At 65.4% G+C, this 15,470-nt stretch carries 14 protein-coding genes; 6 read left to right on the top strand and 8 right to left on the bottom strand.

Features of this window, described 5'->3' with window-relative positions:
• Nucleotides 1-17 precede the first annotated feature (17 nt).
• On the top strand, nucleotides 18-1,079 hold the full coding sequence (gene zapE / locus HU772_RS09050) for a cell division protein ZapE (protein ID WP_437182419.1): 1,062 nt from the start codon (nucleotides 18-20) through the stop codon (nucleotides 1,077-1,079).
• A 34-nt stretch (nucleotides 1,080-1,113) separates the two neighbouring features.
• Here zapE and HU772_RS09045 read toward each other — a convergent pair whose 3' ends face one another.
• Nucleotides 1,114-3,003 carry a propionyl-CoA synthetase gene (locus HU772_RS09045; protein WP_186660374.1) on the bottom strand — a complete coding sequence of 630 codons (1,890 nt, stop codon included), beginning with the start codon at nucleotides 3,001-3,003 and terminating at the stop codon, nucleotides 1,114-1,116.
• A 154-nt stretch (nucleotides 3,004-3,157) separates the two neighbouring features.
• Between HU772_RS09045 and HU772_RS09040 the strand changes: the two genes are divergently transcribed.
• Together HU772_RS09040 and HU772_RS09035 are read left to right on the top strand one after the other, a co-directional pair.
• A complete protein-coding gene (locus tag HU772_RS09040; protein ID WP_186660372.1) occupies nucleotides 3,158-4,489 on the top strand; it encodes a leucine-rich repeat-containing protein kinase family protein in 1,332 nt (443 codons plus the stop codon).
• 49 nt (nucleotides 4,490-4,538) lie between these two features.
• Nucleotides 4,539-5,405 (top strand): LysR family transcriptional regulator, encoded by an 867-nt coding sequence (locus tag HU772_RS09035; RefSeq protein ID WP_186660370.1) that lies wholly within the window; start codon nucleotides 4,539-4,541, stop codon nucleotides 5,403-5,405.
• Here HU772_RS09035 and HU772_RS09030 read toward each other — a convergent pair.
• The 5 genes from HU772_RS09030 to HU772_RS09010 all read right to left on the bottom strand — a co-directional run bounded on the left by HU772_RS09030 (nucleotide 5,379) and on the right by HU772_RS09010 (nucleotide 9,377).
• The gene (locus tag HU772_RS09030) at nucleotides 5,379-6,536 is read right to left on the bottom strand and encodes an HPP family protein (protein WP_186660368.1); all 1,158 of its coding nucleotides are present in this window, start codon (nucleotides 6,534-6,536) and stop codon (nucleotides 5,379-5,381) included. The genes HU772_RS09035 and HU772_RS09030 overlap by 27 nt on opposite strands.
• A gap of 227 nt (nucleotides 6,537-6,763) precedes the next feature.
• Complete coding sequence (locus HU772_RS09025; RefSeq protein WP_186660366.1) at nucleotides 6,764-8,089, bottom strand: sensor histidine kinase; 1,326 nt, start codon at nucleotides 8,087-8,089, stop codon at nucleotides 6,764-6,766.
• On the bottom strand, nucleotides 8,086-8,754 hold the full coding sequence (locus HU772_RS09020; protein WP_186660364.1) for a response regulator transcription factor: 669 nt from the start codon (nucleotides 8,752-8,754) through the stop codon (nucleotides 8,086-8,088). The genes HU772_RS09025 and HU772_RS09020 overlap by 4 nt, the downstream gene beginning before the upstream one ends.
• A complete protein-coding gene (locus HU772_RS09015; RefSeq protein ID WP_186660362.1) occupies nucleotides 8,755-9,069 on the bottom strand; it encodes a PepSY domain-containing protein in 315 nt (104 codons plus the stop codon).
• Entirely contained in the window at nucleotides 9,069-9,377 is a 309-nt protein-coding gene (locus HU772_RS09010; protein WP_028692598.1) for a PepSY domain-containing protein, read from the bottom strand. Before HU772_RS09010 ends, HU772_RS09015 begins: the two co-directional genes overlap by 1 nt.
• A 305-nt stretch (nucleotides 9,378-9,682) precedes the next feature.
• On the opposite strand from HU772_RS09010, the gene HU772_RS09005 reads away from it, so the two are divergent.
• A complete protein-coding gene (locus tag HU772_RS09005; RefSeq protein WP_186660360.1) occupies nucleotides 9,683-10,762 on the top strand; it encodes a patatin-like phospholipase family protein in 1,080 nt (359 codons plus the stop codon).
• Between the two features lie 53 nt (nucleotides 10,763-10,815).
• Nucleotides 10,816-11,172 (top strand): 6-carboxytetrahydropterin synthase QueD, encoded by a 357-nt coding sequence (gene queD / locus HU772_RS09000; RefSeq protein WP_023630589.1) that lies wholly within the window; start codon nucleotides 10,816-10,818, stop codon nucleotides 11,170-11,172.
• A gap of 24 nt (nucleotides 11,173-11,196) precedes the next feature.
• Here queD and HU772_RS08995 read toward each other — a convergent pair whose 3' ends face one another.
• Together HU772_RS08995 and HU772_RS08990 are read right to left on the bottom strand one after the other, a co-directional pair.
• Entirely contained in the window at nucleotides 11,197-11,826 is a 630-nt protein-coding gene (locus HU772_RS08995; RefSeq protein ID WP_186660357.1) for a hypothetical protein, read from the bottom strand.
• A gap of 69 nt (nucleotides 11,827-11,895) precedes the next feature.
• Entirely contained in the window at nucleotides 11,896-12,363 is a 468-nt protein-coding gene (locus HU772_RS08990; RefSeq protein ID WP_186660355.1) for a DUF1289 domain-containing protein, read from the bottom strand.
• Nucleotides 12,364-12,770: 407 nt separating this feature from the next.
• On the opposite strand from HU772_RS08990, the gene acnB reads away from it, so the two are divergent.
• Nucleotides 12,771-15,380: a bifunctional aconitate hydratase 2/2-methylisocitrate dehydratase gene (acnB, locus tag HU772_RS08985; protein ID WP_186660431.1), complete on the top strand. Its 2,610-nt coding sequence runs from the start codon at nucleotides 12,771-12,773 to the stop codon at nucleotides 15,378-15,380.
• The last annotated feature ends 90 nt before the right edge of the window (nucleotides 15,381-15,470 follow it).

Genomic DNA, 15,470 nt, shown 5'->3' with positions numbered 1-15,470 from the left:
GACCCGAGGAACCGCTCTTGACCACCTGGCTACCCGCGGCGCTGCGCCGTCGCGTCGCACCCCGCACGCCCAGCCCACTGCTCGACGACTGCCTACAGCGCGCGGCGGCACGCGGCTACACCCTGAGCGACGGGCAGCACCAGGTGATCGCCGCCATGGCCAGGCAACTGGAACTGCTCGAGGCGGGCCGTGCCCGCAGCCTGTACCTGCATGGCGCGGTGGGCCGCGGCAAGAGCTGGCTGCTCGACAGCTTCTTCCAGAGCGTGCCGACGCCGGCCAAACGGCGCCTGCATTTCCATGATTTTTTCGCCCGCCTGCACCAGGGCATGCACCACCACCGGTTGCTGGACGACGCATTGGGCGCGACCCTCGATGAGCTGCTGGGCGACGTGCAGGTACTGTGCTTCGATGAGTTCCATGTGCACGACATCGGCGATGCCATGTTGCTCACCCGTCTGTTCAACGCCTTGTTCACGCGCGGCGTGTTCCTGCTATTGACCAGCAACTACGCCCCCGAAGGGCTACTACCCAACCCGCTGTACCACCAACGCTTCCTGCCGGTGATCGGCCTGATCAACAGCCGCATGCAGGTGCTGGAGGTCGGCGGCGACACCGACTTTCGCAGCCTGCCGGCCAACCGCGCGCAGCAGCGCTTCACCCAGGGGCATTACGTCTGGCCTGGCGATGCGGCGCAACGCCAGATCCTGGCTTTACCGACGCCGCAGCCTGCGCTGCTGGAGATCAACAAGCGCCCGTTGCGGGTGCTGGCAGAGGATGAGCGCCAGGTGATGTTCACCTTCAGCGACCTGTGCGAACAGGCCACCGCGGTAATCGACTACCTGGCCCTGGCCGAGCGCTATGAGCACTGGATCATCGACGGTCTGGACGACCTGGCCGAGTGCTCGTTGGCGGCGCAGCAGCGCTTCGTCAACCTGGTCGATGTGCTGTATGACCAGGACTGCCAGCTGACGCTGATTGGCACACGAGCGCTGGCCGACAGCCTGGGCGGCACGGTCGCCGACCTGATGCGCACCCGCAGCCGGCTGGGGCAGTTGCATCAGCTGGGCGCGGCGACCTGACCGTCAACCATCGCCGGACAGACCCGCGATCGCCTCAGCCTGCCCTGGGCAGGTCCGCCAGCACGCCCTCGATTTCCGCCAATACCGCCGGATCATCCAGGGTCGATGGCGGCACATACGCCTGTCCATCGGCAATCTTGCGCAGCACGGCTCGCAGGATCTTGCCCGAGCGGGTCTTGGGCAAACGCTTGACCAGCCGCACCCGGTTGAAGCAGGCCAGCGCGCCGATCTGCTCGCGCACCCTGGCCACCAGTTCGCCCTGCAGCTGCGACTCGCCGATGCCCTGCCCGTCCTTGAGCACCACCAGCGCCAGCGGCACCTGGCCCTTGATCTCGTCGTGCACGCCGATCACCGCGCACTCGGCCACCGCCGGGTGCAGCGCCACCAGATCCTCCATCTCGCCAGTGGACAGGCGATGTCCGGAGACATTGATGACGTCGTCGGTGCGCCCCATGATGTAGACGAACCCGTCGTCGTCCAGGTAGCCGCCGTCACCGGTGTGGTAATAGCCCGGGTAGCTGTGCAGGTAAGCCTGCAGGTAGCGCTCATGATCGCCCCACAAGGTTTGGCTGCAGCCTGGGGGCAACGGCAGGGCGATGACGATGGCACCCTGCTGGTTCGGCCCCAACGGCTTGCCGTCGTCATCCAGCACCTGCACGTGATAGCCCGGTACCGCGCGGTTGCTCGATCCAGGCCGCGCCGCGCTGCCTTCGAGGCCCACGCAGGGCGCGGTCACCGGCCAACCGGTCTCGGTCTGCCACCAGTGGTCGTGCACCGGCTTGCCAGTGACCTCTTCCAGCCAGGCATGGGTGCTGCTGTCGAGTTTCTCGCCGGCAAGGAACAGCTGGCGCAGCGAACTCAAGTCATGACGGCGGATCAGCACGCCTTCCGGGTCTTCCTTGCGGATCGCACGCATGGCGGTAGGTGCACAGAACAACCCATTGACCTGGTACTGCTCGACGATGCGCCAGTATGCCGAGGCGTCCGGCGTGCGGATCGGCTTGCCTTCGTAGAACACCGTGGTGCAGCCGCTCATCAACGGCCCGTAGACGATCAGCGAATGGCCGACCACCCAGCCGACATCGGAAATCCCCCACCATACGTCACCCGCCTGCATGCCATAGATATGACGCATGGCATAACACAAGGCGACGGCATTGCCGCCATTCTCGCGGACGATGCCTTTGGGTTTGCCGGTGGTGCCGGAGGTGTACATGATGTACAGCGGGTCACCCGCGTCCAGCGCCACGGGCGCCACCGCCTCGGCAGCGGCCAGCGCCTGCTGCCAGTCCAGGTCGCGCCCGGCCTGCAGTTCGGCGCGGACCTGTGGGCGTTGCAGCACCAGCACCTGCCGAGGCTGGTGCCGCGCCAGTTGCAGGGCCCGGTCGACCAGCGGCTTGTATTCGATCACCCGGTCAAACTCCAGCCCGCACGAGGCGGTCAGCAGCAGTGCCGGCCGGGCGTCATCGATGCGCAGCGCCAACTCGTTCGCGGCAAAACCACCGAACACCACCGAATGCACCGCACCGATACGCGCGCAGGCGAGCATCGCCATGGCCGCCTGGGGCACCATTGGCATGTAGATGATCACCCCGTCGCCCTTGCCCACGCCCAGGCTGCGCAGCAGGCCGGCCAGGCGCGCGACCTCGTCGCGCAGTTGCTGGTAGGTGAAGGTCTGCTGCAGGCCGGTCACGGGCGAGTCGTAGATCAACGCCAGTTGCTCGCCCCGGCCCTGCTCGATCTGATGGTCGAGGGCCAGGTGGCAGCTGTTCAGGCGGCCGTCGGCGAACCAGCGGTGGGTGCCGTCGGCGTTGCGCTGCAAGGTGATGGAAGGCTTGCGCTGCCAGGCCAACTGTTCGGCCTGGGCCTGCCAGAAGGCTGCGGGGTCGGCAATAGAATGGGCGTAGCTGTGCTGATAAGTCATTGGTTCGCAACCCGGTACTTGTTGTTATTGAAGGGCGAACGTGGAGTATGGACCCACGGTACGCCGCCGCCACCGGACTTAAGTCGCAACCCATATGCAGATTTGCAGTGACCAAGGCTCTAGAATGGCCGGCCCCCGACCCAAGAGCCGTACCATGCATACCCTCGACGACCTGCGCGCCGGCCGCCTGCGCGGTATCACCCGCCTTGACCTGTGCCAGGGCCTGACACACTTCCCCCACGAGATCTTCGAGCTGGCCGACAGCCTGGAAGTGCTCAATCTCACCGGCAATGCCCTGGCCGAGCTGCCCGACGACCTGTATCGCCTGACCCGGCTCAAGGTGCTGTTCTGTTCGGAGAATGCCTTTACCCACCTGCCCCACGGCATCGGGCGCTGCCCCGCCCTGGAAACCGTGGGTTTCAAGAGCAACCGCATCACCCGCGTCGAGGCCCAGGCCCTGCCGGCCACCCTGCGTTCGCTGGTGTTGACCGACAACGCCCTGGAGCAGTTGCCCGAAGCCCTTGGCGACTGCGCCCATTTGCAGAAGCTGATGCTCGCCGGCAACCGGCTCGCCAGGCTGCCCGACAGCCTCGCCCGCTGCGAGCGCCTGGAGTTGCTGCGCATCGCCAGCAACCGCCTGACAGCCCTGCCCGAATGGCTGTGGCAGTTGCCGCGCCTGGCCTGGCTGGCCTACGCCGACAACCCGCTGCCCGAAGGGTTTGTCGCGCCGGCCAGCGATGGCCACTGCCCCACGTTGAGCTGGCAAGACATTCGCCTGGAGGAAGAGCTCGGCCGCGGCGCCTCGGGGCTGATCCATCGGGCCCACTGGTCCGGCCAGGCAGCACCGGTGGCGGTCAAACTGTACAAGGGGTCGATAACCAGCGACGGCTCGCCGCTGGCGGAAATGAGCGCCTGCATCGCCGCCGGCGACCACCCGCAGCTGGTGCGCCTAGCCGGGCGCATCGACGATCATCCGCAAGGCCTGCCGGCACTGGTGATGCAATTGATCGAGGCGCACTGGTCGAACCTGGCCGGCCCGCCCAGCCTGGACAGTTGCACCCGCGACCGCTACCCCGAAGCCCGGCGCCTGGGGTTGCCTGCCGTACGCCGCCTGGTCGCCGGCATCGCCTCGGTGTGCGCCCACCTGCATGGGCGCGGCCTGAACCATGGCGACCTGTATGCCCACAATATCCTCTTCGACACCGTCGGCCAGTGCCTGCTCGGCGATTTCGGCGCGGCATCGTTCCACCCGCCCACTGCCAGGGCAGTGGAGCTCCTGGAAGTACGAGCCTTCGGCATTCTCGTCGAAGAGCTGCTGGGCTGCTGCGAACAGGACGACCAGGCTTTACGCGAACTGGCCAGGGCTTGCCAGCAAGCTGACGTACCGGCGCGGCCGACCTTCGCCGAAGTGCTCAGCTGGGTCATTACACAAGCCAGCCTTGCCGGCGAACCAGGCAACCCGCACCGCCGACGCTCGCCCCATTAAGGAGCAAAGCCTCTAAAATAGGCCACCCCTCCAGCCACAGAGCCCGCCCATGGACATCGATCAGGCCCGAACCTTCCTGGAAATCCTGCGTTGCGGCAGCCTGGTCGCCGCCGCCGAGCGCCTGTGCGTGTCGCAGACGGCGATCACGGCGCGGGTCCAGCGCCTGGAACAGCAACTGGGTTGCCAGTTGTTCGTGCGCAGCCGCAGCGGCGCCAGCGTGACCCGCGACGGCGAGGCCTTCGTCACCTACGCCAACCAGCTGGTGCAGACCTGGGAAGCCGCGCGCCGCGACCTGCCACTGCCCCAGGGCTGCCAGCAGGTGCTGCATGTCGGTGGCGAAGTGAGCCTGGGCAACCCGATGCTGCTCGACTGGGTCAGCGCCTTGCATCGCGAGCTGCCCAGCCACGCGATCCGCAGCGAGGTCAGCGATGGTGACTCGTTGTTGCGCAAGGTGGAGATGGGCCTGCTGGATGCCGCGCTGGTCTACCAGCCAACCTACGGCCCAGGCTTGCAGGTGGAGCAGTTGATGGAGGAGAAGCTGATCCGCGTGCGCCGCGTCGATGCCCCCGAGCCGTACATCTACATCGACTGGGGCGAAGCCTTCCGCCGCCAGCACGATGCCGCCCTGCCCGACCTGTCGCGCCCGGCGCTGAGCTTCAACCTCGGGCCGCTGGCCTTGCAGTTCATCCTCGACCAGGGTGGCAGCGGCTACTTCCGTACCCGGGTGGTACAGGCCTACTTGCAAAGCGGGGTGTTCGAACGGGTGCCGCAGGCGCCTGAGTTCACCTACCCAACCTTCCTGGTCTACCCACGCAAGCGCGACAGCGAGGCCCTGCAACAGGCCTTCACGGTGCTGCGCCGGTTGATCGCGGCCGGCGACAGCGACTGGTCACAACGCTGGGACCCGCTGATCTGACCCTTGCGCCGCGGCATTGAGCAAGTGTCGCTTGAGCCCGGCGATCAGGTCAGTCTGGGTGATCACCCCCACCAGCGTGTCGTCGTCGAGCACCGGCAAGCAGTGCAATCCCTGCTCGCTGAGCAGCGGCAGCAGGTGCTCCAGCGGCTGCTGGCTGCCGACACTGACCACCCGGCGGCTCATCACCTGCTCCAGGCGTACCACATTGCGCCGAAACAGCCCGCGCCAGCTGAAGCAGCCACGGGCCATCGCCGGGCCGACCAGGTCGCTGAGGCTGACAATGCCCACCAGCCGCCCCTGTTCCAGCACCGGCAGGGTCTTCAGGTGATGGCTGGCCAGCATCTTCCAGGCCTGCTCGAGGGTGGTGCCCGGCGACGCCGCCTGTACGTCACGGGACATCACGGAACCTGCGGTAATCCCCCCCAGGCTGCGTTGCAGCGCGTGCTGCTCGGTGGCCAGGATGATCCGCTGCAGTTCGTCACGGGTCACGTCAACGAACTCACCGATCTCTTCCAGGGCCTGGTCCAGGTCCTCGCCACTGATGCCCACCCGCGCGCCCGGCAGCGGATCATGGGTGTGGTGCAGGTCCTTGCGCGGCGGCACGCCCTTGGGGTAACGCACACCGGTCAGACGGTTGTAGGCCACCGCCACAACAACCAGGATCAACGCGTTGAGCAGTATGGGCTCGAGCAGGTGATCGCCCAGGGCCACCAGCCCCGGGTCGGCCAGTACCGCGCTGGCCGCCACGCCGCCACCCGGCGGGTGCAGGCAGCGCAGCAGGCACATCACCAGGATGGCGATGCCCAAGGCGGCGGCGGCCACCCACAGGCCATCGCCGAAACCCTGGCGCATGGCCAGGCCCACGACGCCAGCCAGGGCATAGCTGCCCAGCACCGGCCAGGGTTGCGCCAACGGGCCGGAGTGCACGGCAAACACCAGCACCGCCGAAGCCGCCAGCGGCCCGAGCAGGTGCAAGGCGACCGACGGCCCATACAGCAGGCTGCACAGGTAACCGGCGAGGAACAGGCCGAGCAGCGCGCCAAGGCCTGCGCGCAGCCATTCTCGGGGAGGGATGTTCAGGGGCGCCGGGAGCAGGCGCTGCAGACGGCTTTCAGGACGCAAGGCAGGCATCGGGGAGTGTGATCGTGTTCTTCTGATGGAAAAAGAAAGCCCAGCGTCAACTGCCTGGGCCCTGTATTGCCAAGGCAATAGCGCAAGGGGCTCCGTCCGTGGAGAGATGGAAACCAAGCGGTTTCGTGAGGCGCGATTGTGCCGGGGCGCCAGGCAATGGGCCAATTCAAAAAACTGCGGCTGCACTGCAATTTTTTTGCACGGTTGCTCCAACGAAGCAGGCGACGCTATGCACTACCCCCCTTGCGCGGCAGCTCGATGCTCACCCGCAAGCCGCCCAGGGGGCTGTCCAACAAGGCAATGCGCCCGCCCCAGGCCTCGACGATATCGCGCACGATCCCCAGGCCCAGGCCATGCCCATCGACCTGTTCGTCCAGCCGCGAGCCGCGCTCCAGCACTTGCTGGCGCTGGGCTTCGGCAATCCCCGGGCCATCGTCATCGACCCACAGCCGATACCCCTCGCTGGTCGCTGCAATGCCCAGGCGCACCTCGCTGTCGGCCCATTTACAGGCGTTGTCCAACAGGTTGCCGAGCAGCTCCAGCAGGTCTTCACGGTCCCAGGGCAGCAACAGCCCAGGCGGCACGTCGCGCTCGAGTACCAGGCCTTCGCCATGGATCATGCCCAAGGTCGCCAGCAACCCCGGCAATTCGGCATCGCAATCGAACTGCGCGCCGGGCAGCGCATCACCGGCCAGGCGTGCGCGGTTGAGCTCGCGGGCCAGGCGTTGCTGGATCTGCTCCAGTTGCTCGCGCATCTGCGCACGCACCTCGGGCAGCGCCTGCAAGCGCTCGCTGGCAGCCAGGCTAAGCAACACCGCCAGCGGTGTCTTCAGCGCATGCCCCAGGTTGCCCAGGGCGGTGCGCGAGCGGCGCAGGCTGTCTTCGGTATGGGCCAGCAGGTGGTTGATCTGGTCCACCAGCGGCTGCAGCTCGCTGGGCACCTCGGCATCCAGCTGCGAGCGCTGGCCCTGCTGCAGCTGGGCGATCTGCCGCCGCGCCCGCTCCAGGGGCCGCAGCGAACGGGTCACGGTGACGCGCTGCAGCACCAGCACCAGCAACAGGGCCAACGCGCCCATGCCCAGGCCGATCTGCTGCATGCGCCTAAAGCCTTCGCGCACCGGCGAATAGTCCTGGGCCACACTGATGGAAATATCCTGCCCCAGGCGCCGATAGTCGCCGCGATAGGCCAGCAGTTGCTGGCCATCGGGACCAAGCTCATGGCCATCGTCCAGCCCAGGCTTGGCCGGCTTGGGCATGTCCAGGTCCCACAGCGAACGGGAGCGCCAGGTGCCCTGCTCGAAGTCGATGCGAAAGTAATACCCGGAGAATGGCTGCTGATAAGCCGCCGACAGCCGCCGTTCGTCCAGTTGCAAGCCGGAAGGGCCGCGCACCAGCGCCACCAGCAGGTTCTCGCTCTCTTTGCGCAGGCCGTTTTCCAGGTAGCGCTGCAGACCAGCCTCGAACAGCCACAAGGCCACCTGCGCCAGGCCCACGCCCACCACCACCAGCACGGCCACCAGCCCCAGGCTCAGGCGTGCCTGGATCGACCTCACGCGACGTTTCCGGCGTAGACGTAACCCTGGCCGCGACGGGTCTCGATCACACTGCGGCCGAGCTTGCGCCGCAGGTGGTTGACATGGACCTCGAGCACGTTGGAGTCGCGCTCGGTCTCGCCGTCGTACAGGTGCTCGGCCAGGTGGCTCTTGGACAGCACCTGCCCGGGGTGCAGCATGAAATAGCGCAGCAGGCGGAACTCGGCGGCAGTGAGCTGAACGTCGGCACCGTCGCGGCTCACGCACTGACGCGACTCGTCCAGGTGCAGCCCGGCGGCCTCCAGGGTCGGCTGGTTGGCCAGGCCCTTGGCTCGGCGCAACAGGGCCTGGATGCGCAACTGCAGCTCCTCGGGGTGGAACGGCTTGGTCAGGTAATCGTCGGCACCGGCCTTGAGCCCTTCGATCCGCTCGGCCCAGGAGCCGCGCGCGGTAAGGATCAGCACCGGGGTGGCCAGGTTTGCCGCGCGCCACTGCGCCAGCACGTCCAGGCCCGGCAACCCCGGCAGGCCGAGGTCGAGCACGATCAGGTCGTAAGGCTCGCTCTGGCCCTGGTACACCGCGTCGCGGCCATCGGCCAGCCAGTCCACGGCGTAGCCCTGGCGTTGCAGGGCGGCGGTCAGTTCATCGGCCAGGGGCACATTGTCTTCGACAAGCAACAGGCGCATTCAGTCGTCTTCCTCGTCCTTGAGCAGGGTGCCGGTTCGGGCATCGTATTTGATCTCGCGGACCACGCCCGAGGGGGTCAGCAGCTCGACTTCGTATTCGTAGCGGCCGTGCTTTTCTTCCAGCTCCGCCTCCAGCAGGCGCGCCCCGGGGTAACGCCCCAGGGCGGCAGCGAGCAGTTGCTCCAGCGGCAGGATGATGCCCTGTTGCCGTAGCGCCAGGGCTTCATCCTGATCCAGGTCGCGGGCGGCGGCGAACGAGCAGACGGCCATCAGAACCAGGGCCAGCCAGCGCGCCGTTCGCGGTAGCTCAGGCATCAGTTGTCACGCTCGTCCTTCAGGACTTCACCGGTCTTGGCGTCCAGGTCCACATCCCATTCGACATTCTGCGCGTCACGCAGGTCGACCTTGTAGATGTAGCGGCCGTATTCGTTCTCCAGTTCCGAGTCGGTCACAGTGGCGCCCGGGTGCTTGGCCACGGCGGCGGCCTTGAGTTCGTCCAGTGACTTGATGGTCTTGGCGTTGACCAGCTTGACCACTTCGTCGGGCTGCACGTCCTTGGCGAAGGCAACGTTGGCGCCGAATGCGAGGGCGGCGGCGGTGAACAGGGCAGTCAGGGTTTTCATGAGGTGCTCTCCAGCGAGGTCTGTAATGTGTCTACGGGGTCAAAGATAACCACCGGTCCTTAACTCAACCTGAAAACAGCTGGCCGCATGATAGCGCAGCTCTTGGTGGCCATGCGCAGTCCCTTGCAGGAGCGGCCTTGCCGAGGCGTCGGACCGGTCGGAAAGGGCTGCGCAGCAGCCCCGGGGATTTCAGCGTTTTTGCAAAGATCGCCGGGGCCGCTCCTACAGGGGGATGTGTACGTCCAGCCCCGCGATACAGCCGACAAAATCTCTATACTGTCCGCCTGCCCGATCCGAGACCTGCCATGCCCGCCATCCACATCAAGTACCCCGCCCTGACCTTCAAGGCCGGCCAGCGGGCCCTGCGCCAGATCCGCGAGCGCGGTTTGCGGGCCGAAGATGTCGGTGTGCTGCCCGGCGCCGCCGGCGGCCCCAAGCCGCTTGGGATCCAGGGCCTGGACCTGGCGCTGTTCGGTGAGTGGCTGCCCAAGGCGCCACGTCAACGCGCGCTGATCGGCGCCTCGATCGGCGCCTGGCGCTTCGCCAGTGCCTGCCTGCAAGACCCGGTCGCCGGTATCCGCCGCCTGGGCGAGCTGTATAGCGAGCAGGACTTCGCCAAGGGCGTGACAGCAAAAGAGATCAGCCAGAGTTGTCAGCGCATGCTCGACGACCTGATGCAAGGCCGCGACGGGCAGATCCTGGCCAACCCACACTACCGCCTGAACATCCTGGTGGTGAAGAGCCATGGCCAGCTCGCCCACGACCACCGCGCCCGCCTGGGCATCGGCCTGTCCTCTGTGATCGCCAGCAACCTGCTGGGGCGCTCGCGCCTGGGCCGGCATTTCGAGCGGGTTATCCTCCACGACCAACGCGCCGCGCCGCCGCTGGAGCCGCTGACCGACTTCCCCTCGCGCTGTCTGCCGCTGGACCTGGCCAACCTGCGCCACGCCCTGCTGGCCTCGGGCTCGATCCCGATGGTCATGGAAGGCGTGCGCGACATTCCTGGCGCCGGCGCCGGCACCTACCGCGACGGCGGCCTGCTCGACTACCACCTCGACCTGCCCTACCACGGCGACGACCTGGTGCTGTACCCGCACTTCACCGACAAGGTGGTGCCCGGTTGGTTCGACAAGGCGCTGCCCTGGCGCAAGGGCGACGCCACGCGCCTGCGCAACGTGCTGCTGATGACCCCGTCGCCGCAGTACCTGGCCGCCCTGCCCTATGGCAAGCTGCCAGACCGCAACGACTTCAAGCGCTTCATGGGCGACGCACCGGCGCGTAAGCGCTACTGGTACCAGGCCATCGCCGAAAGCCGACGGCTGGGCGACGAGCTGCTGGAGCTGATCGCCACCGGGCGGCTGCACGAACGGTTGCAAGCCTTGTAGCGGCCATGCTGGTAGACTGCGCGCATTATCGATTCATACAGAGTTAAGACAGCGTGGAAATCTTTAAGGAATTTACCTTCGAATCCGCCCACCGCCTGCCCAACGTCCCGGCCGGCCACAAATGCGGTCGCCTGCATGGCCACTCGTTCAAGGTAGCCCTGCACCTGACCGGCCCGCTCGACCCGCACACCGGCTGGATCCGCGACTTCTCCGAGATCAAGGCGATCTTCAAGCCGATCTACGAGCAACTGGACCACAACTACCTGAACGACATCCCAGGCCTGGAAAACCCCACCAGCGAAGTGATCGCCAAGTGGATCTGGGACCAGGTCAAGCCGCTGCTACCAGAGCTGTCGAAGGTGCGCATTCATGAAACCTGCACCAGTGGTTGCGAATACACCGGCGACTGATCCGGCCAGGACGCGTCAGGCGTCCTAGGTCTTCGCAGGCTCGTAAGGGTGCCGGAGCACCTGCAGGCTGATCAGCCCTTTGCCATTGCGTGATCCGGTGTACAAGTAAGGCCGTCCGAACTGGGTACGCTGGGTCACCAGGTTGTCATCGTTGTCGGCAAAGACCAGGTTGACGCAGCGCTCACCCTCCATGAGGTCATGCGGATCCAACCCTTTCAGTTGCCACATGTCCTCACCGATATAGACCACCCACTCCGGCACACTGAACCAGCTGTGGTACATCCCCATGTAGCCGACCGTGTCGGTATCCAGGTACCAGGGCAGTACCTCGGGGCTGCCGTGGATATCGCCACGGATGGGCCTGATCTGGAAATAGTAGTAGCCATTGCGCTCATAGCAGCCGAACCAGAACTTGTCGTGCAATGAGCCGGGGCCCTTGGTCTTCAGGGGCGACCAGGGCTCAAGCGAACCCTCCTCGCTTTCGATACGCAGGTAGCCATCCTCGCCATCACCGCTCTCGAAACGGACCCAGATGGGTTTGAGCAGATGCTTGGAACCTGCCCAATCGAACGGATCGACACGGGAACCCTCGAGCTGCCACCAGCATTGAGCGATGAAGGACAGGTGAGGCTTGAACTTGAAATACAGCGCCATGGACTTCTCCAACAGATAATCGGAGAAGCCACGCTAAAGACTCCACAGGCCAGGGTGCAGCAGGAGGCCTTACCTCAGGGCGTCCTGCAGGAACGCTGGGGCGATATAGCGCTGGTAATGCGCTTCGGACAACAGGAAGAACTCACGGTCGATGGCATCACGCAACTGCGGCAGCTCCCAGTCGCGGAATTCCGGCAGCAGCGCCATACCGTAGGCTTCCAGCTCGCGGATCATCCGCGCCCCGCGGGCAATCAGCTGATACGCCCAGCAATACTCCGACTGCTGCGCGACGAAGCGGATCGAGCGCTGCTCCAGTTGCTGGCGCAGCAACTCTTTGTCGAACACTTCCAGCTTGGCCATCATCACCTGCACCAGCAGTTGCTCCAGGCGCAGCCACACCGCGCGCTTCTGCGCGTCGTCATAGCCGTTCCAGTGGATCACTTCGTGGTGGAAGCGTTTGCAGCCACGGCACACCAGGTCACCGTAGACAGTGGAGCAGAGGCCGACGCAAGGGGTCTTGATGGACTGATTGGACATGAAAAGACAACGGTTTGACGGTGGCAGACGCGGCCATGTTAGCCCTTTGTCTAACCAGGGTCACCCGTTAAAGTCATCTTCGCCGCCTTACTTTCGGCTTATTTTTGCCGTAGAATCACTCCGCCTTTTCAAGGCACCAATGTCCGTTGGAAGCTGTTTTCAAAGCGTCACGAGCACAGTTCATCCGGTAGAACGGCGTTGGCCCGGGCCATGCACCCCTCGCATGCCCGTGCCAGCCCTCATCAGCTCCCGTTCTGCAGGCGTAAAACTTTGAAAGCAGCTTCTGTAAGGATTCTCTGCGACCCTGGCTCGCCGGCCCAAAAAGCCGTTTGCAGCGCATGGGTGCATGGGAATGCTGGATGAGCGTCCCGGACTCCCTTTAGGGACCACTGATGAGGGTAATAACTGTGCTTGAAGCCTACCGCAAACATATCGAAGAGCGTGCCGCTCTGGGTATCGTGCCCCAGCCGCTGAACGCCGAACAAACCGCAGGCCTGGTCGAGCTGCTGAAAAACCCGCCGGCCGGCGAAGAAGCCTTCCTCGTAGACCTGATCACCAACCGCGTTCCACCAGGGGTGGACGAAGCCGCCTACGTCAAGGCCGCGTTCCTCTCCGCCGTCGCCAAGGGCGAAGCCAAGTCGCCGCTGATCGACCGCAAGCACGCCACCGAGTTGCTGGGCACCATGCAGGGCGGCTACAACATCGAGACGCTGGTCGCGCTGCTGGACGACGCCGAGCTGGGCGCCGTCGCGGCCGAACAGCTCAAGCACACCCTGCTGATGTTCGATGCCTTCCACGACGTGGCCGAGAAAGCCAAGGCGGGCAATGCCCACGCCAAGGCCGTGCTCGAGTCCTGGGCTGCCGGCGAGTGGTTCACCTCGCGCCCGGCGATCGCCGACAAGTACACCCTGACCGTGTTCAAGGTGCCAGGCGAAACCAACACCGACGACCTGTCCCCTGCCCCGGACGCCTGGTCGCGCCCTGACATCCCGCTGCACGCCCTGGCCATGCTGAAAATGGCCCGCGACGGCATCGAGCCGCAGCAGCCGGGCTCGGTCGGCCCGCTGGCCCAGATCGAAGCCGTGAAAGCCAAAGGCTTCCCGGTTGCCTACGTCGGTGACGTGGTCGGTACCGGTTCCTCGCGTAAATCCGCCACCAACTCGGTGCTGTGGTTCTTCGGCGACGACATCCCGTATGTGCCGAACAAGCGCGCCGGTGGTTTCTGCTTCGGCACCAAGATCGCCCCGATCTTCTACAACACCATGGAAGACGCCGGCGCCCTGCCGATCGAATTCGACTGCACCAACCTGGCCATGGGCGACGTCATCGACGTCTACCCGTTCAAAGGTGAAGTGCGCCGTCACGGCAGCGACGAACTGGTCACCAACTTCGAGCTGAAAACCGAAGTACTGCTCGATGAAGTCCGCGCCGGCGGCCGTATCCCGCTGATCGTCGGCCGTGGCCTGACCGAGAAAGCCCGCGCCGAACTGGGCCTGGCTCCTTCGGACCTGTTCAAGAAACCTGAGCAGCCTGCCGCTTCGACCAAGGGCTTCACCCTGGCGCAGAAGATGGTCGGTCGCGCCTGCGGTCTGCCAGAAGGCCAGGGCGTGCGCCCAGGTGCCTACTGCGAACCGAAGATGACCACCGTCGGTTCCCAGGACACCACCGGCCCGATGACCCGCGACGAGCTGAAAGACCTGGCGTGCCTGGGCTTCTCCGCCGACCTGGTGATGCAGTCGTTCTGCCACACCGCCGCTTATCCGAAGCCGATCGACGTCACCACCCACCACACCCTGCCAGACTTCATCCGCACCCGTGGCGGCGTGTCGCTGCGCCCGGGCGACGGCATCATCCACAGCTGGCTGAACCGCATGCTGATGCCTGACACCGTAGGCACCGGTGGCGACTCGCACACCCGCTTCCCGATCGGCATCTCGTTCCCGGCAGGTTCCGGCCTGGTGGCCTTCGCCGCCGCCACCGGCGTCATGCCGCTGGACATGCCGGAGTCGATCCTGGTGCGCTTCAAGGGCAAACTGCAACCTGGCATCACCCTGCGTGACCTGGTGCATGCCATCCCTTACTACGCCATCCAGAAAGGCCTGCTGACCGTCGAGAAGAAAGGCAAGAAGAACGCCTTCTCCGGCCGCATCCTGGAGATCGAAGGCCTCAACGACCTGACCGTCGAGCAAGCCTTCGAGCTGTCCGACGCCTCGGCCGAACGTTCTGCCGCTGGTTGCACCATCAAGCTGCCAGAGAAGGCCATCGCCGAGTACCTGCAGTCCAACATCACTCTGCTGCGCTGGATGATCGGCGAAGGCTACGGCGATGCCCGCACCCTGGAGCGCCGCGCCCAGGCCATGGAAGCCTGGCTGGCCAAGCCTGAGCTGCTGTCGGCCGATGCCGATGCCGAATACGCCGAAATCATCGAAATCGACCTGGCCGACGTCAAAGAGCCTGTGCTCTGCGCGCCGAACGACCCGGACGACGCCCGCCTGCTGTCCTCGGTACAGGGTGAGAAGATCGACGAAGTGTTCATCGGCTCGTGCATGACCAACATCGGTCACTTCCGCGCCGCCGGCAAGCTGCTGGACAAGGTCAAGGGTGGCATTCCGACCCGTCTGTGGCTGGCCCCGCCAACCAAGATGGACGCCCACCAGCTGACCGAGGAAGGCTACTACGGCATCTACGGCAAGGCTGGCGCGCGCATGGAAATGCCAGGCTGCTCGCTGTGCATGGGCAACCAGGCACGTGTGCAGACCGGTTCGACCGTGGTCTCCACCTCGACCCGTAACTTCCCGAACCGTCTGGGCGACGCCACCAACGTGTACCTGGCATCGGCCGAGCTGGCCGCTGTCGCTTCGATCATCGGCAAGCTGCCGACCGTCGAGGAGTACATGCAGTACGCCAAGGACATCGACAGCATGGCTGCCGACGTCTACCGCTACCTGAGCTTCGACCAGATCGCCGAGTTCCGCGAAGCAGCGGCCAACGCCAAGATCCCGGTGGTCCAGGCGTAAGCTGAGCGGCAAGTTGTAAGCTGCAAGAAGAAGCCCTGGCAGAAATGCCGGGGCTTTTTTTGTTGTTTACTTAAACCCGCTCCCACAGGC

Origin of the sequence: Pseudomonas xantholysinigenes (assembly GCF_014268885.2) — a bacterium.
In the GTDB taxonomy this organism is placed as follows: domain Bacteria; phylum Pseudomonadota; class Gammaproteobacteria; order Pseudomonadales; family Pseudomonadaceae; genus Aquipseudomonas; species Aquipseudomonas xantholysinigenes.
The sequence above is the reverse complement of the archived record's forward strand: the minus strand, read 5'-3'. Positions and strand labels throughout refer to the sequence as shown.

Bases quoted from the DNA above. Each gene is read 5' to 3' on its own strand.
- HU772_RS09005 (WP_186660360.1), top strand. From the start codon at position 9,683: ATGCCCGCCATCCACATCAAGTACCCCGCCCTGACCTTCAAGGCCGGC.
- HU772_RS09035 (WP_186660370.1), top strand. From the start codon at position 4,539: ATGGACATCGATCAGGCCCGAACCTTCCTGGAAATCCTGCGTTGCGGC.
- HU772_RS09045 (WP_186660374.1), bottom strand. From the start codon at position 3,003: ATGACTTATCAGCACAGCTACGCCCATTCTATTGCCGACCCCGCAGCC.
- HU772_RS09020 (WP_186660364.1), bottom strand. From the start codon at position 8,754: ATGCGCCTGTTGCTTGTCGAAGACAATGTGCCCCTGGCCGATGAACTG.
- HU772_RS09010 (WP_028692598.1), bottom strand. From the start codon at position 9,377: ATGAAAACCCTGACTGCCCTGTTCACCGCCGCCGCCCTCGCATTCGGC.
- HU772_RS09040 (WP_186660372.1), top strand. From the start codon at position 3,158: ATGCATACCCTCGACGACCTGCGCGCCGGCCGCCTGCGCGGTATCACC.
- HU772_RS09015 (WP_186660362.1), bottom strand. From the start codon at position 9,069: ATGCCTGAGCTACCGCGAACGGCGCGCTGGCTGGCCCTGGTTCTGATG.
- HU772_RS08995 (WP_186660357.1), bottom strand. From the start codon at position 11,826: ATGGCGCTGTATTTCAAGTTCAAGCCTCACCTGTCCTTCATCGCTCAA.
- HU772_RS08990 (WP_186660355.1), bottom strand. From the start codon at position 12,363: ATGTCCAATCAGTCCATCAAGACCCCTTGCGTCGGCCTCTGCTCCACT.
- HU772_RS09030 (WP_186660368.1), bottom strand. From the start codon at position 6,536: ATGCCTGCCTTGCGTCCTGAAAGCCGTCTGCAGCGCCTGCTCCCGGCG.